Annotated in this window: 19 protein-coding genes; 3 read left to right on the forward strand and 16 right to left on the reverse strand. The window is 72.5% G+C overall.

The features are described 5' to 3' along the window. Positions 1–164: 164 nt before the first annotated feature. The 12 genes from AC0B9F_RS34630 to AC0B9F_RS34685 form a co-directional block, all read right to left on the reverse strand. Positions 165–1,391 carry a cytochrome P450 family protein gene (locus AC0B9F_RS34630; RefSeq protein ID WP_472009299.1) on the reverse strand — a complete coding sequence of 409 codons (1,227 nt, stop codon included), beginning with the start codon at positions 1,389–1,391 and terminating at the stop codon, positions 165–167. 46 nt (positions 1,392–1,437) lie between these two features. After that, positions 1,438–2,655, reverse strand: coding sequence for a cytochrome P450 (locus AC0B9F_RS34635; protein ID WP_472009300.1), 1,218 nt, complete (start codon positions 2,653–2,655; stop codon positions 1,438–1,440). Beyond that, positions 2,652–3,275: a GTP-binding protein gene (locus AC0B9F_RS34640; RefSeq protein WP_472009302.1), complete on the reverse strand. Its 624-nt coding sequence runs from the start codon at positions 3,273–3,275 to the stop codon at positions 2,652–2,654. The genes AC0B9F_RS34635 and AC0B9F_RS34640 overlap by 4 nt, the downstream gene beginning before the upstream one ends. After that, positions 3,253–3,579 carry a DUF742 domain-containing protein gene (locus AC0B9F_RS34645; RefSeq protein WP_472009414.1) on the reverse strand — a complete coding sequence of 109 codons (327 nt, stop codon included), beginning with the start codon at positions 3,577–3,579 and terminating at the stop codon, positions 3,253–3,255. The genes AC0B9F_RS34640 and AC0B9F_RS34645 overlap by 23 nt, the downstream gene beginning before the upstream one ends. A 23-nt stretch (positions 3,580–3,602) precedes the next feature. Then, positions 3,603–4,025, reverse strand: coding sequence for a roadblock/LC7 domain-containing protein (locus tag AC0B9F_RS34650; protein ID WP_472009303.1), 423 nt, complete (start codon positions 4,023–4,025; stop codon positions 3,603–3,605). Positions 4,026–4,027: 2 nt separating this feature from the next. Then, positions 4,028–5,488: an ATP-binding protein gene (locus tag AC0B9F_RS34655; RefSeq protein ID WP_472009304.1), complete on the reverse strand. Its 1,461-nt coding sequence runs from the start codon at positions 5,486–5,488 to the stop codon at positions 4,028–4,030. A gap of 542 nt (positions 5,489–6,030) precedes the next feature. Further along, a complete protein-coding gene (locus AC0B9F_RS34660; RefSeq protein ID WP_472009306.1) occupies positions 6,031–7,236 on the reverse strand; it encodes a sensor histidine kinase in 1,206 nt (401 codons plus the stop codon). An 11-nt stretch (positions 7,237–7,247) separates the two neighbouring features. Further along, positions 7,248–9,014: a sodium/solute symporter gene (locus AC0B9F_RS34665; protein WP_472009308.1), complete on the reverse strand. Its 1,767-nt coding sequence runs from the start codon at positions 9,012–9,014 to the stop codon at positions 7,248–7,250. Between the two features lie 204 nt (positions 9,015–9,218). Continuing rightward, complete coding sequence (locus AC0B9F_RS34670; protein ID WP_472009309.1) at positions 9,219–10,040, reverse strand: LytR/AlgR family response regulator transcription factor; 822 nt, start codon at positions 10,038–10,040, stop codon at positions 9,219–9,221. A gap of 175 nt (positions 10,041–10,215) precedes the next feature. Continuing rightward, complete coding sequence (locus AC0B9F_RS34675) at positions 10,216–10,602, reverse strand: hypothetical protein (RefSeq protein ID WP_472009310.1); 387 nt, start codon at positions 10,600–10,602, stop codon at positions 10,216–10,218. A gap of 167 nt (positions 10,603–10,769) precedes the next feature. Next, on the reverse strand, positions 10,770–12,236 hold the full coding sequence (gene pntB, locus AC0B9F_RS34680) for a Re/Si-specific NAD(P)(+) transhydrogenase subunit beta (RefSeq protein ID WP_472009311.1): 1,467 nt from the start codon (positions 12,234–12,236) through the stop codon (positions 10,770–10,772). Positions 12,237–12,242: 6 nt separating this feature from the next. After that, positions 12,243–13,799 carry a Re/Si-specific NAD(P)(+) transhydrogenase subunit alpha gene (locus AC0B9F_RS34685; RefSeq protein WP_472009313.1) on the reverse strand — a complete coding sequence of 519 codons (1,557 nt, stop codon included), beginning with the start codon at positions 13,797–13,799 and terminating at the stop codon, positions 12,243–12,245. Between the two features lie 277 nt (positions 13,800–14,076). Here AC0B9F_RS34685 and AC0B9F_RS34690 point away from each other — a divergent pair, with 277 nt between their 5' ends. From AC0B9F_RS34690 to AC0B9F_RS34700, 3 genes are all read left to right on the forward strand, one after another. Beyond that, positions 14,077–15,030 (forward strand): Imm49 family immunity protein, encoded by a 954-nt coding sequence (locus AC0B9F_RS34690; protein WP_472009314.1) that lies wholly within the window; start codon positions 14,077–14,079, stop codon positions 15,028–15,030. Between the two features lie 117 nt (positions 15,031–15,147). Beyond that, positions 15,148–15,825 carry a TIGR00266 family protein gene (locus AC0B9F_RS34695; RefSeq protein ID WP_472009316.1) on the forward strand — a complete coding sequence of 226 codons (678 nt, stop codon included), beginning with the start codon at positions 15,148–15,150 and terminating at the stop codon, positions 15,823–15,825. A gap of 15 nt (positions 15,826–15,840) precedes the next feature. Further along, positions 15,841–17,061: an abortive phage infection protein gene (locus AC0B9F_RS34700; RefSeq protein WP_472009317.1), complete on the forward strand. Its 1,221-nt coding sequence runs from the start codon at positions 15,841–15,843 to the stop codon at positions 17,059–17,061. A gap of 23 nt (positions 17,062–17,084) precedes the next feature. Here AC0B9F_RS34700 and AC0B9F_RS34705 read toward each other — a convergent pair whose 3' ends face one another. The 4 genes from AC0B9F_RS34705 to AC0B9F_RS34720 all read right to left on the reverse strand — a co-directional run bounded on the left by AC0B9F_RS34705 (position 17,085) and on the right by AC0B9F_RS34720 (position 22,312). Beyond that, a complete protein-coding gene (locus tag AC0B9F_RS34705) occupies positions 17,085–18,695 on the reverse strand; it encodes a glycoside hydrolase family 13 protein (RefSeq protein ID WP_472009319.1) in 1,611 nt (536 codons plus the stop codon). Positions 18,696–18,916: 221 nt separating this feature from the next. Continuing rightward, positions 18,917–19,792, reverse strand: a complete 876-nt coding sequence (locus tag AC0B9F_RS34710; RefSeq protein WP_472009321.1) for a carbohydrate ABC transporter permease — start codon at positions 19,790–19,792, stop codon at positions 18,917–18,919. A 16-nt stretch (positions 19,793–19,808) separates the two neighbouring features. Beyond that, positions 19,809–20,771, reverse strand: coding sequence for a carbohydrate ABC transporter permease (locus AC0B9F_RS34715; RefSeq protein WP_472009323.1), 963 nt, complete (start codon positions 20,769–20,771; stop codon positions 19,809–19,811). Between the two features lie 128 nt (positions 20,772–20,899). Then, positions 20,900–22,312, reverse strand: a complete 1,413-nt coding sequence (locus AC0B9F_RS34720) for an ABC transporter substrate-binding protein (protein ID WP_472009324.1) — start codon at positions 22,310–22,312, stop codon at positions 20,900–20,902.

Here is a 22,312-nt window from a genome sequence, read left to right on the forward strand (position 1 = left end):
ACGCCCACAAGTCCGGCACCATCAAGGGCCTCACCGCCGAGGTCGGCGCCTCCCTCACCTCCGGCGCCGCCATCTGCGAGATCACGGACTGACCCACTGAGGGAAACCGGGGACACGACCGCCCGGCGGAGCGCGACACCGCGTCCGCCGGGCGGTCGTATGCCTTACGCCGGCGTCAGCCGCACCGGGACCTCCTGGTGGCCGTTGCTGATCAGGGACGGCACCGGACGCAGTTCCTCCGCCGGGACCGCGAGGGCCATGTCCGGGAAGCGGGCGAAGAGCTGCCGCAGCACCTCCACGACCTCCAGACGGGCCAGGGGGGCGCCGAGGCAGAAGTGCACACCGTGGCCGAACGCCAGGTGTTCCTTGAGGGTGCGGGTGACGTCGAAGACGTCGGCGTCGTCGCCGTGCCAGTCCGGGTGGCGGTTGGCGGCGCCGTAGGAGGCGACGATGGCCTCGCCACGCGCGATGACGGAGCCGCCGGGCAGTTCGACGTCGGTGACGGCGTAGCGCAGCGGCAGGTGCTTGACGGCGGGCGAGTGCCGCAGGGTCTCCTCGACGACGTCGTCCCAGCCGGCCTTGCCGGTGCGGACGAGGTCGAGCTGGCCGGGGTGGGTCAGCAGGGCGACGACGGCCTGGTCGATGACGTTGACGGTGGTCTCGTACCCGGCGCTGATCATCAGCAGCAGGGTGTCGCGCAGCTCCTCGGCGGTCAGGCCGCTGCCGTCCGTCTCCTCGTCGCGGGCCGCGATGAGCAGGGACGTCATGTCGTCGCCGGGGGTGGCGGTCTTCGTGGCGATCAGCTCGTCGAGGACGCCGTAGAGGCCGACGGTGTTGGCGTGGGACTCCTCCTGGGTGAGGGTGGTGTCGAAGACGCCGTCCACGAGCTGCCGGAAGCCCTCCCGCTGGTCCTCGGGGACGCCCATCAGGTGGCCGATGACGGAGATGGGCAGCGGGTAGGCCAGGTGCTCGCGCAGGTCCACGGCCTGTCCGGCGGGCCGGGCGGCGAGGGCGTCGATGAGTTCGGTGACCATGGTCTCGACGGCGGGACGCAGTTCGGCGATGCGGCGGGCGCTGAAGGCGGGGGCCACCATGCGCCGCAGCCGGCGGTGGTCGGCGCCGTAGGCGGTGAACATGTTCTTCACCGCGACCCACAGGGCGAGCGGCCAGGTCGTGACCCGCTGTTCGAACTCGGGCCAGTGCGCGCGTGCGTCCTTGGACACGTCCGGGCTGGTCAGCAGCTGCTTGAGCAGCGCGGGGTCGGTGACGGCCCAGGCCTGGACGCCGAGGACGTCCACGCGCGCGGCCGGGCCCTGCGCGCGCAGGGTCCGCTGCTCCTCGTGGGCGGCGGCGCCGGTCGGGTCGAGGACGAGCGGGGGGTGCTGGGACATGGCCGGTCTCCTTCGGGGCGACAACGGGAAGGCGGGGAACGGGACTTCAGACGACTGCGGGGAAGCGGACGGGCAGGGCTTCCAGGGCGCGGTGGAACGGGCCGGGCCGCCAGGTGAGTTCGGACTCGGGGCACGCGAGGTCGATCTCCGGCAGTGCGTCCAGCAGACAGCTGACGGCGGTCTCCGCGATGAGGTAGGCGTGGGTCCTGGCCGGGCAGGTGTGCGGGCCGATGCTCCAGGACAGATGGGCGCGGTTGCCGGAGAGTTCGGCCGCGGTGAGGCCGGCGGTGACGGCCGGGTCGTTGTTGCAGGCGGCCATGGAGATGACGACGGGCTGGTGGGCGGGCAGCAGCACGCCCTCGACGTCGATCGGGTACTGCGGGTAGCTGATGCAGTAGTTGGCCATCGGCGGGTCGGTGTACAGGATCGTGTCGAGGGCGTCACGGACGGGCTGGCCGGCGTGCAGGCCCGCGGAGAACTGCTCGTCGGTGAGGATCCTGAGCACGGTGTTGCTGATCAGGTTGGTCAGCGGTTCGATGCCCGCGCCGTACAGCGTGACGAGCTGGTGGGCCATCTCGACGTCGTCCAGGCGGGCGGAGTGGGCGATCAGCCGTGAGGTGACGTCGTCGCCGGGCTGCCGGCGCCGCAGGGCGACGAGGTCGCCGACGGCCCGGCCGAGGATCTCGTTGCCCTTCGCCGCCGTCTCGGCCTCCGCCTCGAAGATCTTGGCCATGCCGTCGGCGATGCGCCGGCCGATCTCGTCGGGGCAGCCCAGCAGCGCGCTCAGGACGCGGAAGGCGATGGGCCAGGAGTACTGGGTGAGCAGGTCGGCGTGGCCGAGGGCGCGGAACTCGCCGATGGCCGCGGCGGCGACCTGCTCCACCAGGGCGCGCAGCGCGTGCTGGTCGACGGCCTGCAGGCTCGCGGTGTTGGCCGCGCGGTAGCGGGTGTGCTCGGCGCCGGAGGAGCGCAGCGCGTTGGGGCGCCACTCCATCATCGGCTTGACCGGGCAGGTGCCGGGGATCGACTGCTGCCAGATCCGCGGGTCGGCGGGGAAGTGCAGCGGGTCGTTGAGAATGCGCCGGGCCTGGTGGAAGCCGATGACCAGGGTGGCGGGGACGCCGGGGGCGAGGTCGACGGGGACCAGCGGTCCGATGTCGCGGCGCATGCGCTCGTAGGCCGCGTGGGGGTCGTCGGCGAACTCGGCGTCGTAGAGCGCGATCCGTGTCAAGGGGCTCGCGCTGCCGGGGGCGTGGGTCGTCATGAACGGGGCTCCACCAGGGGGGCTAAGGCCTGACGGGCGGTCAGGTACTCGAGGAGGGTGATGAGCGCGTACACGCAGGACCGGCGGTCCCGCGCGTCGCATTCGGTGAGCGGCGTGTCGTCGTCCAGGGCGAGCGCCTGCCGGATCTCGTGCAGGGGGTAGCGGGGCGCGTCCGGGAAGACGTTGATGACGACGGCGTACGGCGTGTCCTGGTCCTCCAGCAGGCCCAGCACCTCGTGGCAGCCGTCCAGGTCGCGGGTGTCGGCGAGGACCACCGCGCCCAGCGCGCCCTCGGTCAGCCCCTGCCACAGGGGGCGGAAGCGGGCCTGGCCGGGGGTGCCGAAGAGGTAGAGCACCAGGCGGTCGCCGAGCAGGTGGATGCGGCCGAAGTCCATGGCGACCGTCGTGGCCGTCTTGTGCGGCTTGCCGCGCAGATCGTCCACGCCGACGCTCGCCTCGGTGATCGGCTCCTCCATGCGCAGCGGTGTCACCTCGGAGACGCTGCCGACGAAGGTGGTCTTTCCGACGCCGAACGCGCCGGCGACGACGATCTTCGCCGACCGGGTGACGCCGGGGGCGAGGTAGGAGACGGGCTGGTCAGACGATTTCACGGAGTCCACGCAGCACCTCCTGTAGCAGGTCGGGTCCGGGCCGGTCCTCCTCGGCGGGGGCCGGCGCGGTGAGATGGCCGCTGTCCATGAGCGCGGAGACGAGGATCCGGACCGTGGACGGCGGCAGTTCCAGTGCGGCGGCGACGTCCGCGACGGCCAGTCCGCCGCGTCCGCCGGCGAACAGGCGCATCACCCGGCGGGCGTCCGGCCCCAGCCTGTCGGTGGGACCGGACGCGGCGACGAGTACCGTCTCCAGGCGGACGTCCCGGCTGGGCCGGTTGCGGCCGCCGGTGCGGACGTACGGCCGGATCATGTCCGGGTCGTGCCGCGGACCGCTCACGTCGCGGTGCCGTCGTCCGCGGCCGGGCGGCGGCCGGCGACGTCCATCTCGTGGCCGAGCCGGGTCGCGAGGCGGACCATGTGGTGGGTGATCAGGCCGACGTCCGCCTCGGGGCCGGTGGTGACGACCGAGAGCATGGTGTTCCTCGCGGCCGCGGTGGTCAGCCCGATGCGTCCCTGTGATTCGATCAGCAGCTGGCACATGCCCTTGCCGCCGACGTGCTCGTCCCACGCCTTGCCGGCGGCGCGCAGCGACGCGGTCACGGCGGCGAGCTTCTCCGCGTCCTCCTGGCCGATGGTCTGCGTACGGGCCTGCAGGAGTCCGTCGCCGCTCATCAGCACGGCGTACTCGACGCCCTCGACGGAGCCGAGTTCCTGGTCGAGCAGCCATCCCAGGCTGTTGCTGTGCGTGTCGCGCATGGTCAGTGTCCTTCGATGGGTCCGTTGTCTTCCGGCATCAGGCGGCCGCGTCGGCTGCCTGCCGCCCAGGCGGCGGCGACGCCGGGCCGGCCCGGCACGACGGCGTCCTCGGCCTGCCGCGAGGGCGCGCTGCGCGCCCGGGAGGGTCGTTGACGGACCGTCAGGCCGCTGGCGGTGGTCCGGGCGGGCGCCGCATCGGCGGCCTCCGGCGAGGCGGAGCCGGCGGCGGATTCGGCGGCGGACCGGGCGGCGGATTCAGGCCCGGCGAGGGCCTCCCGGGGGGCGGGCGGGGCGGCGTCCCGGGCGGGCACGGCGGTCGCTTCCGGTGCGGCGGACCGCACCGCGGGCTGTACGGCGGGCTGCGCCGCGGCGGGCCGGGGAGCGGTGGCCGGAGCGGTCAGGAGGCTCTTCGGCAGCACCAGGACGGCCCGGGTGCCCTGGTAGATGTTCGGCGCGGTCAGCTCGACCCGGAAGCCGTAGTTCTCGGCGAGCAGCGAGGCGACCCGCAGACCGGTCTGGGGATGGGCGCCGAGCCGGGTGATGTCGTCGCGGTGCTCGCCGGACATGATGTCGCTGGCCCACAGCAGCCGCTCGTCGTCCATGCGCAGCCCGGCGTCGTCCACGATCAGGAAGCAGGCGTGGTGGCCCTCCTCGACGGAGACGTGCACGCGTGCGGTCGGCGGGGAGTAGCGCAGGGCGTTGTCCAGGAGCAGCGCCAGGGTGTGCACGACGGCCTCGACGGCCCGGCTCTCCACCGCGACGGTGTCCAGCTCGTGGTGCTCGATGCGCTGGTAGCCCTCGATCCGGCCCATCGCGGCGCGGATCACATCGGTCAGCGTGGTCCGCGGCCAGCGCCGGGACAGCTTGTCGCCGGCCAGGACGGCGTACCCCTGCGCGGTGAGGAGCATCTGCTGCGCGAAGTGGTCGATGTGCACGAGGGTCGCGTACGCCTCGTCGTCCTGGTGGGAGCGCACGCCCTGGCTGATCTCCCGGCTCAGCCGGGACGCCTTGGCCACCACGTTGGACGCGAAGCTGCGCACAGCGGCGCGGGTGGCCTCGCGGGCGTCGCGGTGCGCCTTCTCGGTCTCCCGTTCGGCCGCGGCCCGGATCTGCGCGGTCTGCTCGTCGGCCGAGGCCTGCGCGGTCTCCCGCACCTGGGTCACGGTGGCGGTCAGCCGGCCGGTGAGGTCATGCAGCCGGTGGGCGAGCGCGGTGTGTGCCAGGGAGGGGGGCGGGACGAGGCCGTCGCCGGACGCCTCGCCCGAGGCCAACGCCGGTATCGCGTGCGTGAGTTGTCCGAGGGCGTACTCCGTCGCGTGCAGCTGCTCGGTGAGTTGCCGCGTATGGCCCCGCAGTTGTTCGCCTCTGGCGCGCTCGCGCCGGTACGCGCGGTGGAAGTGCCAGGTGGTTCCTGTGGCCGCCAGCGCGACCGCGGTGCCGGCGGCCAGTAACAGGTCGGTCATCGAGTCCTCTCCAAGGGGTCCGGCCCGTGAACCGGCCGGCACGGGGCAGGGCGACCGGGCGAGGTGGTACCACCGGCTGGATGCGGGCATGACAGTCCGGGTGCCGGGAACCTCGTGAACCCGCGCCTCCGCGGGCGGGCCTGCGCCGGTGAAGTCGCGGCGCGGATCCGGCCGGTGGCGAGCGCGGTGCGGCCGGGGTGAACGGGCCTGCCGGCCAAGTCGGGGAAGGCGGCGGGCACAGTGTCCTTTCGGGTCCGCGGTCTCGTCGTCCTGCGTCGCCTCCGCGACGCCCGGTGGCCGTTGCCGGTCCGCCCGGAGTTTATCGGCAAACCAGCAGTGTGTTCGACCCTTCGGCCCGGAACCTGTGAAAGATCAATGACGACCCGGCAGGGACCCTGACCTGCGGGGCCGTTCCTTCACCTATGTCCCGAACGACCCTGGTACGCAAGGGGGTCGACCCCTTTGCGTGCCCGGCCGGGCGGGCTCGCCGATGAACGCCCCGTACCTCGACGCCCTCTTGACCACCCCGGACGGCGAGCACGTCAGCGGGCCGGTGACGACTGGACCCCCGCGCGGAACTTGGGGATGCGTACGGTGACCTTCATCCCCGCTCCGACGGCGGTCTCGATGACCAGCCCGTAGGCGTCGCCGTACACCTGGCGCAGCCGCGTGTCCACGTTGCCCAGGCCGATGCCCGTGGACGGCCCGCCGGCGTCCTTCAGGATCGAGCGCAGCCGTTCCGGTTCCATGCCGATCCCGTTGTCCTCGATGATCACCCGGGCCTCGGGGCCGTCGTCCTCCGCGAGGATGGTGATGGTGCTGCGCTCCATGCTGTCCTCCAGTCCGTGCTTGAGGGCGTTCTCGACCAGCGGTTGCAGACACAGGAACGGCAGCGACACGGACAGCACCTCGGGCGCGATCCGCAGGTTCACCTCCAGCCGGTCGCCGAAGCGGGCCCGGGCCAGCTCCAGGTACTGCTCGATGGAGCGCAGTTCGTCCGCGAGCGTGGTGTAGTCGCCGTGCTTGCGGAAGCTGTAGCGGGTGAAGTCGGCGAACTCCAGCAGCAGTTCGCGGGCCCGGTCCGGGTCGGTGCGGACGAAGGAGGCGATGGATGCCAGGGAGTTGTAGACGAAGTGGGGCGAGATCTGCGCCCGCAGCGCCCGTATTTCCGCCTCGATGACGTCGGAGCGGCCGCGCTCCAGGTCGACCAGTTCCAGCTGTACGGAGACCCAGCGGGCCACTTCGTCGGCGGCCCGGGCCAGCACGGCGGACTGCGCGGGTCCGAAGGCCGCGAGGGCCCCTCTCCGGCGGCCGTCGACGGTGAGCGGGGTGACGACACCCCAGCGCACCGGGCAGTCCGGCCGGTCGCAGACGATCTTGACGGCCCGGGTGTGGCCCTTGCCCACCACGTCGGGCAGCAGCCGCTCCACCAGGTCCCGGTGGTGGGCGCCCGGCCCCTCCCAGGCGAGCACTGTCTCCTCGTCCGTCAGGGTCATGGCCGCCTCGCCCAGCAGAGGTCTCAGCCGCCGGGCCGCCTTGCGGGCGGTGTCGGAGGTGAGCCCGGCGCGCAGCGGACGCGCGGCGAGCGAGGCGGTGTGCAGGGTGTGGAACGTGGCGCGCTCCACCGGTGTGCCGAGCCCGTGCGGCTCCCCGCGGCCCTGTCGGGCGGTCAGGTAACCGGCGGCCGCGCCGAGCGCGCACAGCAGCGCCCCTCCGGCGACGCCGAGCGCGAGGGCCAGAGTGCTCATGAGGACGCTCCTTACGAGGCGCGGGGGTGAGGGATCTCCGGCTCCGCGGCGTCACGGCGGCGCGGGCGCGTGCCGTTCGTCTCGGGGAGATGCAGGCGGGCCATGACGGCGGCGGTGCTGCGCGGGACGCGGTGCCGGGTGGCGAGGGAGACCACGATCATGGTGGCGAAGCCCAGCGGCACGGACCACACCGCGGGCCAGGCGCACAGCACGCGCAGCCACCCGGAGCCGGGTGCGCCGCTCATCGCCGCGGTGACCGCGACCAGCGCCGAACCGCCGCCCACCACCAGGCCGGCGGCGGCTCCGGGCGGGGTGAGGCCGTGCCACCAGATCCCCAGCACCAGCAGCGGGCAGAAGGACGAGGCGGAGACGGCGAAGGCCAGTCCGACGGCTCCGGCGGCGGGCAGGTCCGGCAGGGCGAGGGAGGCGGCGACCGGTACCGCGATGCCCAGCAGGGTCGCGAGCCGGAAGTGCCGTACGCCGAGGGTGGGCAGGACGTCCTGGGCGAGCACGCCGGCGACGGACAGGGTGAGCCCGGACGTGGTGGACAGGAACGCCGCGAACGCCCCGCCGGCGACCAGGGCGCCGGCCAGGTCCCCGGCCATGCCGCCGATGAGCCGCTGCGGCAGCAGGAGCACCGCCGCGTCGGTGTCGCCCGACAGCGTCAGGTCGGGGGCGTACAGGCGGGCCAGCGCCCCGTAGACGGGCATGAGGAGGTAGAAGGCGCCGAGCAGGCCGAGGACGATGACGGTGGTGCGGCGGGCGGCGCGTCCGTCGGGGTTGGTGTAGAAGCGCACCACGACGTGCGGCAGGCCCATCGTGCCGAGGAACGTGGCCAGGATCAGACCGTAGGTGGCGTACAGGCTGTGCTCCTCCCGGCCCTGCGGCGCCGGTCGCGCCCAGCCGGAGGGCAGCGCGCGGGCCCGTTCCCCGGTCGCCGGCCGGGGCACGCCCGCCCCGGCGGGAAAGTCCAGCGAGGTGCCGGCCGCGACGCGGTGCGTGCCCCGGGCGAGCAGCAGCTCGTCGTCGTGGTACGTGCCGTCGATCGTGCCCCGCGCGGTGACGCGGACGGGCCGGTCGAGGACGATGTCCTGCGCGGTGTCCAGGCTGACGAGCGTGGACCGGTGGAAGGTGGCCGGGCGGTCCCAGGAGGGCTGCGGGGTGCGGTCGGCGTGCCAGGCGCCGAGCAGGAAGACCACCGGGACGAGCAGCGCGGTCAGTTTCAGCCAGTACTGGAAGGCCTGCACGAAGGTGATGCTGCGCATGCCTCCGGCCGCCACGGCTGTCGTCACCACCGCGGCGACCAGCAGGCCGCCGAGCCACTGGGGGGCGCCGGTGAGCAGGCGCAGGGTGAGTCCGGCGCCGCGCAGCTGCGGCATCAGGTAGAGCCAGCCGATGCCGACGACGAGCACGGAGGCGATGCGCCGTACCGCCTGGGACTCCATCCGTGCCTCGGCGAAGTCGGGCAGGGTGTAGGCGCCCGAGCGGCGCAGCGGGGCCGCCACAAAGATCAGCAGGACGAGGAAACCGGCGGTGTAGCCGATCGGGTACCACAGCATGTCGACGCCCTGGGCGAGCACGAGTCCGGCGACGCCCAGGAACGAGGCGGCCGACAGGTACTCGCCGCTGATGGCGTAGGCGTTCAGCCGGGGCGGGACGCTGCGGGAGGCGACGTAGAAGTCGGACGTGGTGCGGGAGATGCGCAGCCCGAGCGCGCCGACGAGCAGGGTCAGCGTCACGACCGCGGACACCGCGACGATCGCGTAGGTCTGGTTCAACCGGTCGCCCCCCTGAGCGTCGTGCGGGCCGGCCCGCGCCGTCTCACCGGGGGTCCGGCACCGGGGCTTCGCCGGTCGTGCTCGCCGCTCGCGTGGTGATCACATGTGGCGGTGAGTGTACGCAGCGGCGCCGCCGTGGAACAGGTGCCGTTCCCCTGCCGGGGGCAGCGGCGCGTCACCGCGCGCCGAGCGGCCCCGGCGGGGTCAACGGCCGCGCCGCGGAGCCGCGTTCGCCCGCCGGAAGAGGAGATCGCGCAGTTCGCGGGCGTTGCGCCGGCTCACGGCGAGGGTCTGGTCGCCGATGCGCACGCTCAGGCCGCCGCCGTCGAGACGGAGTTCCTCGATGCTCGACAGACAGACCAGGTGGCGGCGGTGGATCCGGACGAAGCCGCGGGAGCGCCAGCTCTCCTCGAGGGCGGCCAGGGAGTGGCGGATCAGGTGGCTGGCGCCCTGGCGGGTGTGCACCCGGGCGTAGTCGCCCTGCGCCTCGACGTGGGTGATGTCGTCCAGGTCGACGAAGCGGGTCACTCCGCCGAGTTCCACCGGGATGTGGGGCGCGGCCTGCGGGCCCGGGCCGGTGGCGAGGGCCTCGGTCACCCGGCGGACCGCCTCGGAGAACCGTTCCTTGCGGATGGGTTTGAGCAGGTAGTCCACCGCCTCCAGGTCGAAGGCGCGCACCGCGTAGTCCTCGTGGGCGGTGACGAACACGATCAGCGGCGGGTCCGCGAACCCGGCCAGCAGGTGTGCCATGTCCAGGCCGCTGAGGCCGGGCATGTCGATGTCGAGGAAGACCACGTCGAAGACGTCGTCCGTGTCCCGGCCCTCCCCCACGGTCCGGCCGAGCCTGCGCAGCGCCTCGGTGGCGCCCCGGGCCCCTTCGGCGCGGCTCACCCGGGCGTCGCCGCGCAGCAGATACAGCAGTTCCGCCAGGGCCGGTTCCTCGTCGTCGACGGCGAGCGCGCGCAGTCCCGCCCGTTGCGGCGCGTGGTCCTGCCCGTGTGTTGCGGCCGCAGTCCAGTCACCCATCCGACCCGTCCCCAGGCTCCCTCAGGCGGCCCACCCGTGCGGTGGGCTTCCCGAGGACGATAGCGACGACCCGCCCGGGCCCGTCCAGGCGGTGGATGTGCGCCACCGACGACGACCGGCCACCGACCGAAGGGGTCATGTCCTCTCGACGACGACCGGCCACCGACCGAAGGGGTCATGTCCTCTCGGGGCGCGCGGACTCGGCGTGCTCGTGCTCGTTCTCGTGGCGTTCCGCGCGCCGGGTGTACCAGCGCCCTATGCCCACCAGGACCGGGTAGGGCGCCAGTCCCAGGGCGAGCCACACGACGAGCGGGACGTGCCCCCGTGCGTCGTGGGCCGGCGCCAGGCGCAGCAGCAGGGGAAGCAGTCCGAGCAGGGCGACGAGCAGCGCGAGGGACGCCAGGGCTAGCCGCATCTGCCGGCGCATCAGCGCCCGCACCCGTGAGACGTCGTCGGGGGCGTCGGCTACGGCGGGGCCGGAAGGCGGACGGAACCCCCCGCCGCGGGTGCCGGCCGGATCGCCGGTGACCACCTCCCGGCGAGGGACGGAGTCCGCACCCATCTCCCACCCCCGGATCGCCCGGTCCGCACCGCCGCGGCGAGTCTACGCAGCCCCGCGTGAGCGGGCCAGGCTGCGCGGCGCGGGGGCCGGTACTGCGGTCGGCGCCGACGGAACGCGGGACGAGTCCGCCGGCGCCGGCCGCGTGTGCACCAGGTGCTCGCGGCGGGTCAGCGGCCGGCCGTCGTGGCCTCGCGGGTGCCCGGGTTCGGCTTGTGCCGGTCGTCGGCGCCCAGTGCGCGCAGGATCTCCTCGACGCTCTGCTTGGCGTCGCCGAAGAGCATGCTGCTGTTCTCGCGGAAGAACAGCGGGTTCTGGACGCCCGCGTAGCCGGACGCCATGGAGCGCTTGAAGACGATGACCTGGTCCGCCTCCCACACCCGCAGCACCGGCATGCCGGCGATGGGGCTGGCCGGGTCCTCGGTCGCGGCGGGGTTGACGGTGTCGTTCGCGCCGATGACCAGGACGACCGAGGTGCCGGCGAAGTCGTCGTTGATCTCGTCCATCTCCAGCACGATGTCGTACGGCACCTTCGCCTCGGCCAGCAGCACGTTCATGTGCCCCGGCAGGCGCCCGGCCACGGGGTGGACGCCGAAGCGGACCTCGACGCCCCGTTCCCGCAGCCGGCGCGTCAGCTCGGCGACCGGGTGCTGGGCCTGCGCGACGGCCATGCCGTAGCCGGGGGTGATGATCACCGAGGTCGCGTGGGCGAGCATCTCGGCCGCCTCGGCGGCCCGCACCTCGCGGTGCTCGCCCTGCTCCTCCTCGCCGCCGGAGGGCGCCTCGATGCCGAAACCGCCCGCGATGACGGAGAGGAAGGACCGGTTCATCGCCTTGCACATGATGTACGACAGGTAGGCGCCGGAGGAGCCGACCAGCGCGCCCGTGACGATCAGCAGGTTGTTGTCGAGCAGGAAGCCGGCGGCGGCCGCCGCCCAGCCCGAGTAGCTGTTCAGCATGGAGACGACGACCGGCATGTCGCCGCCGCCGATCGAGGCGACCAGGTGCCAGCCGAGCGCCAGCGCCAGCACGGTCACCGCGATCATCAGCCCCAGGTTGGGACGGACCGTGAACCACACGGTCAGCGCGATGAACGCGACGAGCGCGCCGATGTTCAGCGCGTTCTTGCCGGGCAGCATCAGCGGGCGGGACTTGATGCGCGCCGACAGCTTCAGGAACGCGACGATGGAACCGGTGAAGGTGACGGCGCCGATGAAGATGCCGATGAACACCTCGGCGTGGTGGATGCCCAGCAGGTCGGCGCCGATCCGGGTCTGCGCACTGCCGTGTGCCTCCACCTCAAGGTAGCTGTTCCAGCCGACCAGCACCGCGGCGAGACCGACGAAGCTGTGCAGGACCGCGATCAGTTCCGGCATCTGGGTCATCTCGACGCGGCGGGCGCGCCACAGGCCGATCGCCGCGCCGAGCGCCATCGCCAGCACGATCAGGGCCACCGCTCCCGCGGTGATGCTCTGCGCCGCGACCACGACGGTGGCGACCAGGGCGAGGGCCATGCCGGCGATGCCGTAGACGACGCCGGCGCGGGAGGTGCGGTGCTGTGACAGGCCGGCCAGGCTCAGGATGAACAGCAGCGCGGCGACCAGGTCGGCAGCGTGGGAGGCTGTCAGGGAGGTCATCTCGGCTCAGCCTTTCGAGAACATGGACAGCATGCGGCGGGTGACGGCGAAACCGCCGAAGACGTTGACGCTCGTCAGCAGGATCGCCACGACCGACAGCGCGGTGACGAGCGTGCTCTCGTGCCCGATCTGGAGCAGGGCGCCGATCACGACGATCCCGGAGATCGCGTTGGTCACCGACATCAGCGGGGTGTGCAGCGCGTGGTGCACCTTGCCGATGACGTAGTAGCCGATCACCACGGCCAGCGCGAACACCGTGAAGTTCCCGGCGAGTTGGGCGGGCGCGAAGGCGACCAGGAGGAACATGGCGAGCATGCCGAGCCCGATGAGGACGAAGCGCCCCACGGGGGTCAGCCGCGCGCGTTTCGGCTCGGGCTCCGGCTTGGGGGCCGCGGGCTGCGCGGCGGGCGCGGCGGAGACCGCGACGGGCGGCGGCGGCCAGGTGACGTCGCCGTCGCGCACCACGGTCACGGCCCGCTGCACGACGTCGTCGAAATCGATCAGCAACTGCCCGTCCTTGCCGGGCGTGAGCAGCTTGATCAGGTTCACCAGGTTGGTGCCGAACAGCTGCGAGGCCTGGGCCGGCAGCCGCGAGGCGAGGTCGGTGTAACCGATGATCGTGACGCCGTTGTCGGTCACCACGGCCCGGCCCGCGACGGTGCCCTCGACGTTGCCGCCCATCGCGGCGGCCATGTCGACGATCACGCTGCCCGGCTTCATCACCGCCACGTCCTCGGCCGTCAGCAGGCGCGGCGCCGGCCGGCCCGGGATCAGCGCGGTGGTGATCACGATGTCCACGTCCTTCGCCTGCTCGTGGTAGAGCTCGGCGGCGGCCCGGTCGTAGTCGGCGGAGGTCGCCTTGGCGTACCCGTCGGTGCTCGCCTCCTGGGCGACGTTCACCGCCAGGTACTCGCCGCCCAGCGACTTCACCTGGTCCGCGACCTCGGGCCGCGGGTCGGTGGCGCGGACGATCGCGCCGAGGCTGGAGGCGGCGCCGATCGCCGCGAGACCGGCCACGCCCGCACCGGCGACGAGCACCTTCGCCGGCGGCACCTTGCCCGCCGCGGTGACCTGTCCGGTGAAGAACCGGCCGAAGACGTGCGCGGCCTCGATGACCGCCCGGTAGCCGGCGATGTTCGCCATCGACGACAGCACGTCCATCGACTGGGCGCGCGAGATGCGCGGCACCGCGTCCAGCGCCAGAGCGGTGATGCCGGCCTCGGCGAGCGCCTGGAGCAGCTGGGGCCGCTGCGCGGGGGCCAGCACGGCGGCCACGGACGCACCCCGCCGCAACAGGGCAATCTCGGCGTCGGACGGGGCGTTCACCTTCAGCACGACGTCCGCGGACCAGGCCTCGCCGATCTCCGCGCCGGCGTCGCGGTAGGCCTGGTCCGTGAAGCCGGAGGCCGCCCCGGCCTCGGGCTCCACGACGACTGCATAGCCGAGGCCGAGCAGCTGACGCACCGTGGCGGGGGTCGCCGCCACACGCGTCTCCCCGGAAGCGGACTCGGCGACGACGCCGATGCGCTGCGGTGGGTGGTGCGCGGGTTCATGGGCAGACATTCTCGTGTTCTCTCCTCGGAGGAGGCGTGACGGGTATCCGCGATCAGTGGGTGTCCCATAGGCCGTGTTCCCCTGATGGCCGCAGGTCGTAGGAACCTACCCGCCACAATCGCCCGAGCAGAGGGGGCGGCGCCGTGGTGTGTTTCACTCCGTGAAAGACCGGCCTTCGTGTATGGCCACGTGACGCTCGTGCCGTCCCGGCGGCCCCCGGAGGGATGTCAGGGGCCACTGATAGCGTGCCACCCCCTGTCGACAAGATCACGAAAGGACGGCACCTGTGCGGGAAGTGACGCGTCATGCCGTCAGCGGCCGGCGTATGACCGAGGCGCTCGAGGACATCCACAGACGGGCCCGGGGGCGCCGGCACGGACTGCGGTACGACGACGCGTCCCCGCAGAGGCTGCGGGAGATGGGCGACGAACTCGTCGAGCACGTGGCCGCCCGGACGGTGCGGGAGTCCCTGCTCGACGAGACGTCGCGGGTCGCTCTGCGGACCGCGGCGGAGTGCGCGCTGGGAGTGCTGAGCATCGGGTGTTTCCCCGACGGTGACCAGGAGGTTCCCTTCCCGCTCATCGACGAGGAGCTCACCAGCGAGGACGTCGCCTTCGCCGACGTGGTCGACCACGCGCCCACGGCCCGGACATGGCTGGACGCGTTCCAGTTGTGCCTGGTCAGCGGGCTGGTGTGGGACTGGCAGCGCGCGATCGGGCTGACCCTGCGCGGCGACTGCGCCTCGGCGGTCCGTGACGGGGTGCCGTACTCACGGTTCACCCCGGTGTCGGATCCGGCGGATCTCGCGGCCATGGACGCCCTGTGCGGCTACTTGACCGAGGCGGAGGGGCACCTGCCACGGGACTGGCCGACCGTGCCACTGTGCAAGCCGGACGACGACGTACGCGCCGAAGCCGCCCGGCGCCTGGACGCGGCGGGCCCCGTGAGCCCCGACCTGCGTCTGCTGCGGATACTCCTGGACGACGACCGGGCCCGCTTCGAGGAAGCCCTCGCGGACCGGCTCGTCGAGCACCGGCAGAACGTGGGCGCCGATCCCGCCGCCGCGAGCCTCCTCCCGCTCGGCGCGCTCGCCGCGGCCGTCCTCGCGGTCCAGGTGCACGGCTGGGAGCTCGGCGTACGCTCCGGCTACCTGCCGCCCGATCTGCTGGGCTCGCCCCAGGCGCTGCAGCAGGCGGACGCCCTGGGCGTGAACGACCTGGGCTACTGGGCCGCCAAGTAGCCGTCCAGGGGCAGGAGGAAAGTCGCGGGGTCGGGGCCGAGGGGTATCCGATGGTCGTACACGCCGGCTACCTTCGGCCGACGCGGCAGGGGCACGGCCGTTCCTAGCGTGGCCGGTATGGATATCGACGTACGACACAGCCCGTCGTTCACGGTGGCCCGGGTGCGCCTGGCCGCCGGGGAGTCGGTGCGGGCCGAGTCCGGGGCGATGATGGCGGCCTCCGGTGGGATCGCCGTCGCGGCGACGGCGGAGGGCGGGCTGCTCAAGGGGCTCAAGCGCAGCGTCCTGGGCGGTGAGTCGCTGTTCGTCACCCGGTTCACCGCGGACGCCGGCGGCGGCTGGGTGGATCTCGCCGCGCGGCTTCCCGGTGACGTGACGGCCATCGACGTCGACGGCGGGGTCAGTCTCGCCCGCGGCGCGTGGCTGTGCTCCTCGGACGGGATCGGCCTGGACACGAAGTGGGGCGGGTTCAAGAACCTGGCCGGGGGCGAGGGCGGCTTCCTGGTGCGCGCCGAGGGGACCGGACGGGTGGCCGCCGCCTGCTACGGCGCCCTGGACCGCGTCGAGCTGGGCCCGGGCGACACGCTCGTCCTCGACTCCGGTCACCTGGTGGCCTTCGAGGACGGGCTGACGTACCGCACGCGCAAGGTGACCCAGGGGCTGATGCAGACCCTGAAGTCCGGCGAGGGTCTGGTCTTCGAGTTCACCGGCCCCGGCCGGCTGTGGACCCAGAGCCGCAATCCCTCCGCGCTGGTCACCTGGCTGACCGGCAAACTTCCCTTCAGCCGCGGCTAGTCGATGCGGGGTGTCATGAGGAACGACGGGATCAGCAGGGCGCGCTTCCTCCGCCTGGCCGGCGCGGTCGGCGCCGCGGCGGCGCTTCCACCAGTGCCCGGGGTGGCGCTTCCGCCAGTGCCCGCAGGGGCGGTTCCGGCGGCGCCCTCCGTGGCGCTTCCGGGGGCGCCCTCCGTGGCGCTTCCGGCGGCGAACGCGGCGGTGGGCCGCACCCCGCGCGGCGGGCTGCGGCACCGGGGCGTCGTCTATGAGGTCGGCGCGGGCGAGACCCCGGCCACGGCGTGGAGCCCGCTGCGCGCCCGCACGGACCTGCACGCGATACGGCACCGGCTGCACGCCGACACGGTGAAGGTCACCGGCGACGGCGTCGAGCGGCTCACGGTCACGGCCGCCGAGGCGGCGGAGCTGGGACTGGGCGTCTGGCTGGAGCCGACGCTGGGCGACGTGCCGGCCGCCGACATCCTGGACCACCTCGCGCAGACGGGCCGGTTCGCCGAGCGGCTGCGGCGCCAGGGCGTGCGGGTGCAGCTGAACGTGGGCTGCGAGTTCCTGCTGTTCGTACCGGGCATCGTGCCCGGCGCCACGGCGCAGGAGCGCATCGAGGACCTCCTGAAGGGCGCCTACGACCCGGTGCGGACGGCACGGCGGCTCGCCCGGTTCACCGCCCGGGCCGCGGCCGTGGGCCGGTCCGTCTTCCACGGGCCGCTGTCGTACGCGGCGGCGCAGGACGAGGACGTGGACTGGGACCTGTTCGACCTGGTGTGCGTCGACTACTACGGATCGCATCCCACCGCCGCGGGCCACGTCCGCGAACTGCGCCGGTACCTGCGGCCCGGAAAGCCCCTCGCCATCAGCGAGTTCGGCACCTGCACCTTTCGGGGGGCGCCGGAGCTGGGCGGCATGGGCTGGGACGTCGTCGACTACACGAAGACGCCGCCCCAGGTCAGGGCGGGCCTCGTCCGCAGCGAACGCACCCAGGCCGCGTATCTCAGCGAGGTGCTGCGCGTCTTCGAGTCGATGCGTCTGCACACGGCCATGGCCTACACGTTCGTCACCCCGGACGCCCCGCACCGTGCCGAGCCCCGGCTCGATCTGGACATGGCGAGCTACAGCCTCGTGAGGACGGTCCGGGACCGCCCGGCCGACCCGGACTCCCCGTGGCACTGGGAACCGAAGGAGTCCTTCCGCGCCCTGGCCCGTGCCTACGGCGCCGCACGCGCCGACGGCCACGGCTGAGCCCGACGGGGCGGCCGCGCGGGTCACCCCTGCGTGCGGAGCCACACCGCCGTGTCCCCGGGGAGCCTGCCGTCCGGGGTGAGGGGGCCGCTGGCCAGGAGCAGCCGTTCGTGGGACGGCAGGTCCACGGGCGCCGTCGACAGGTTGACCACGCAGAGCAGCCCGCCCGGACGCGCGAAGGCGAGGACGCCGCCCGGCGAGGGCAGCCAGGTCAGCGGGCCGTCGCCGAAGCCGCCCTCGCAGCGGCGCAGCGCCAGTGCCCGGCGGTAGAGGGTGAGCATCGACTGCGGATCACGGATCTGCCGGTCGACGGCGTACGCGGCCCAGCCGGCGGGCTGCGGCAGCCAGGGTTCGCCGTGCGAGCCGAAGCCGGCGTGGGGGGCGTCGGCCTCCCAGGGCAGCGGGATGCGGCAGCCGTCGCGGCCCGGGTCGGTGCCCCCGGACCGGAAGTGCATGGGGTCCTGGATGCGGTCGAGGGGGACGTCGGCCTCCGGCAGGCCCAGTTCCTCGCCCTGGTAGAGGTAGACGGAACCGGGCAGGGCCAGGGTGAGCAGGGCGGCGGCGCGGGCGCGGCGGGTGCCGAGCTCCAGGTCGGTGGGGGTGCCGAAGGCCTTGGTCGCGAAGTCGAAGGCGGTGTCGCGGCGGCCGTACCGGGTGACGGTGCGGGTCACGTCGTGGTTGCACAGCACCCAGGTGGCGGGGGCGCCGACCGGGGCGTGCTCGGCGAGGGTGTCGTCGATCGAGCGGCGCAGCCGGTCCGGATCCCAGGGGCAGGCGAGGAAGGTGAAGTTGAAGGCGGTGTGCAGTTCGTCGGGGCGCAGGTAGCGGGCGAAGCGTTCGGCGTCGGGGAGCCAGACCTCGCCGACGAACACGGCGCCGTACTCGTCGGCGATGGCACGCCAGGAGCGGTAGATGTCGTGCAGTGCGTCCTGGTCGATGTACGGGTGCGGGTCGACGCCCTCGGTGAAGTCGGGGAGCGCCGGGTCCTTGACGAGCAGGGCGGCGGAGTCGATGCGTACGCCCGCCACCCCGCGTTCGAACCAGAAGCGCAGGATGTCCTCGTGCTCCCGGCGGACGGCCGGGTGCGCCCAGTTGAGGTCGGGCTGCTCGGGGGTGAACAGGTGCAGGTACCACTCGCCGTCGGCCACCTGGGTCCAGGTGGGTCCGGCGAACTGGGAGGGCCAGTCGTTGGGCGGGAGTGCGCCGTCCTCGCCGCGGCCGGGCCGGAAGTGGAAGAGTTCCCGCTCGGGGCTGCCGGGTCCGGCCTCCAGGGCGGCACGGAACCAGCGGTGCTGGTCGGAGACGTGGTTGGGGACGATGTCGACGATCACCCGGATGCCCATCTCGGCGGCCTGGGCGATGAGTTTCTCGGCCTCCGCCAGGGTCCCGAAGGCCGGGTCGATGGCGCGGTAGTCGGCGACGTCGTATCCGCCGTCGACCATCGGGGAGGCGTACCACGGCGTGAACCAGACGGCGTCCACGCCGAGGTCGGCGAGGTGGGACAGTCTCGCGCGGGCGCCCGCGAGGTCCCCGGTGCCGTCACCGTCGCCGTCGGCGAAACTGCGCGGGTACACCTGGTAGATGACGGCGTCCCGCCACCAGGCGTCGGTGCGGGGCGAGTGAGGGGCTGCCACGTGAAACGGTCCTTTCGGGCAGGGGTGGGTACTTCGCCGCCGGCCCGGAGGCTGCGGGGCGTCGGACGGGCCGGCGGCGAAGACTTGGCGAGGGGCACGCGGTTCGGGCCTGCCGCGGGGCGTGAGCCCTTGAGGCCACTGGAGCGGCACAGGCGCCGGCCCTTTGGGCCACTGGAGCGGCACAGGCGCCGGCCCTCGGGGCCACTGGAGCGGCGGGAGCGTCAGCCCTTGAGGCCGCCGGCGGTCAGTCCGCTCATGATGTTGCGCTGGAAGAGCAGGAAGAGCAGCAGCGTCGGCAGTGAGGCGATGGTGAGTGCCGCGATCAGGACGTTCACGGGGACGCCGTTGGACAGCGAGTAGATGCCGACGTTGAGGGTCTGCTTGGCGGGGTCGGGCAGGGTGAGCATCGGCCAGAGGAAGTCCTTCCAGACGCCGACGACCGCGAAGATCGACACGACGCCGAGGACGGGCCGGGAGATCGGCAGCACGATCGACCACAGGACGCGCAGCGGGGAGGCGCCGTCCATGGCCGCGGCGTCGAGCAGTTCCTTGGGGATGGAGTCGAAGAACCGCTTCAGCAGGAAGATGTTGAAGGCGTTGGTCACCGACGGCAGCCAGATCGCCCAGGGGGTGTTCAGCAGGTTGCGCTGCACGACCGGCACGTCGAGCACGGTCAGGTACTGGGGTACGACGAGCACGGTCGCCGGGATCATCAGCGTGGCGAGCATCATGCCGAGGATCGCCTTGCCGAGGACGGGCCGCAGCTTGGACAGCGAATAGGCGGCGGCGACGTCCAGGACGAGCTGGAAGGCGAGGGCGCCGAAGGCGTAGTACAGGGTGTTGAGCAGCAGCGTGGAGAGGTCCATGACCTGCCAGGCGCGGGAGTAGTTGTCCGGGGTGAAGGTGTTCGGCACCCAGGTCGGGGGTGTCTGCACCACCTCCTGGGTGTCCTTGAAGCCGCTGGAGACCATCCAGTACAGCGGGCCCAGGAAGACCAGGGTGAACCCGGTGACGACCACCGCGAAGACCGTCCAGTAGAGGGCCTTGCCGCGGGGGCGGGCGAGCCGGGCCGGTGAGATGAGTGTGCGTGTGGACATGCCGGTCTCCCCCGGTCTACTCGTCGTCGGCGCGGCTGAGCCTGGCGTACGCCGCCGAGAATCCGGCCAGCAGGACGAGCAGGAGCAGTCCGAGCGCCGCCGCGGCACCGTAGTTGTTGAAGTTGAAGGCGTACTGGTAGATGAGGTAGACGACCGTGGTGGTCGAGCCTTCGGGTCCGGCGCCGCCGGTGAGCAGGAACGGCTCGACGAAGACCTGCATGGTGGCGATGATCTGCATCAGCAGCATCAGCGACAGCACGAGCCGGGTCTGCGGGATGGTGACGTGCCAGATCTTGCGCAGCAGGCCGGCGCCGTCGAGTTCGGCCGCCTCGTACAGTTCGCCGGGGATGCCCTGGAGCGCGGCGAGGTAGACGAGGGCGGCGCCGCCCATGTTCATCCAGGTCGCGGCGACGACGATGGACGGCATCGACAGGTCCGGGTCCTGCAGCCACTGCTGTTCGGGCAGGTGCAGGAACCGGAACACCTCGTTGAGCAGGCCGTATCCCGGGTCGTAGAGGTACTTGAAGAGCAGCACCGAGGCGACCGGGGGCAGCATCACCGGGAGGTAGACCAGCAGTCTGAGGTAGCCCTGGCCGTGGTGGAACTCGTTGATGACGATCGCGGCGACGAACGGGACCAGGAAGCCGAGCAGCAGCGCCAGCACGGTGAACAGCGCGGTGTTGCGCCAGGCCTGCCAGAAGGCCGGGTCGTTGAAGACGGTGGTGAGGTTGTCCAGGCCGGCCCAACTGGTGCGGCCCGCCTCGGCCTTCTGGAAGGCGAGGGCGAACTCCCGGATCATCGGGTACCAGGAGAACACCGCGAAGCACAGGACGGCGCCGATGAGGAAGCCGTGTGCGGTGAGGTTGCGGCGCAGGCTCCGCAGGAACCGGTCGCGGCCGGGCGGGGGGTCCGTCTGGAGGGGCGGGGCGTGACGGCGGGCGGGGTCCGCCTTGCTCGGGGTCAGGCTGGGGGCCGACATCGTCGCTCCTTGGTGCGTGCTGGTCTGGCGTCACGGTCGCGGGCGGGGTCCGAAGAAGGCCGTCGGCGGCGTCGCCCGGTGGGCGCCGCGCGGGGCGGGGGCGGCCCCGGGGCCCTCCCCCGCCGGTGTCACTGGCCGGCCAGGACCTGGTTGACCTGTGCCTCGGCCGTGGACAGCAGCTTGTCGAGGTCGGCGTCCTTGTCGGTGAGGACACCGGACATCACGTTGTCGAGGACCTTGTAGAGCTCCTGGGCCTTCGGCGGCTCGGCCTTGCCGGGCACCGGGTTGTCCATGAACGTCTTGAAGTTGGCGACCGGCATGGTGGCGTTGGCGAGCCGGGCGGCGTCGTCCTTCTTCTTGGACTCGCCCCGCCAGAAGTTGGGCTGCGGGACGCCGACGGGGAGCTGGTCGGCCTTGGTGCGGGACCAGTCGAACTGGCCCTTGCCGACGGTGAGGTTCTTGTAGTTCAGCCAGGCGACGGCGGCCTTGATCTTGTCGGCGGAGATCCCCTTCTTGATCATGTAGTTGTTACCGCCGGCCAGCGTGTTCTTCTCGCCGGGGATCGGGCCCATGCCGAAGTTCTCGTACGTCGCGCCGAGTTGCTGGACCATGTAGGCGATGTCGTCGGGGGCGGCGAGGAACATGCCGAGCTTGTCGGTGGCGATCTGCTTCTGCAGGTCGCCCCACTTCAGCAGCTGGGTCTTGCCCATGCTGTCGTCCTCCCAGCGCATCGCGTGGAGGTTGCGCACGACCTGCTTGCCGATCTCGTTGTTGAAGGCGGCCTTCTTGCCGCTGGTGTCCACGATGTCGCCGCCGAGGCTGTACATCTGCGCGGTGAAGTGCCAGCCGCCGGTGTTGGCCGCGCTGTACTCGCCGTAGCCGGCGATGCCGTTGCCGAGCCCGGCGATCTTCTTGGCTGCGGCGCGGACCTCGTCCCAGGTGCGCGGCGGGTTGTCCGGGTCGAGGCCGGCCTGCCGGAACAGTCCCCGGTTGATGAGCAGGCCCATCGTGTAGTTGCTGGTGGGCAGGCCGTAGAGCTTGCCGTCGTGCTTGAGCGAGCCGAGGACGTCCGGGTCGATGTCCTTCAGCGCGGGCACGCTCTTGTCGTTGACGTAGGCCGTGATGTCCTCGGCGCCGTCGTTGTCGAGCACCTGCGGCAGGTCGGTGAAGTACGTGTAGAACACGTCGGGCTGGGACTTGGCCTTGAGCATCGCGGTGAAGCGCGGCGGCTCCAGGCACTGGCCCGGGGTGGAACGGCCCTCGATCGTGACGTTCGGGTAGATCTTGTGGAACGCGGCGACGTCCTCGTTCCACTCCTTCAGCTCGGCCGCCTTCGCCGCCGGGGGCATGCAGTCGATGGTGATCGTCACCTTGGTCTTCGGGTCCAGCGGCGCGGCCGGGTCGGAGGACCCGCTGCCGGAGTTGCCGCTGCCGTTGTCGCTGCTGCTCGTGCCGCAGGCGGCGAGAGCGGTGAGCGTGAGAGCGGAGACGACGACGACCGCGCCGGTGCGGCGGGTACGGCGGAGCCGGGCTGTTCTCAT

It is taken from the genome of Streptomyces sp. NPDC097129, from assembly GCF_055668065.1.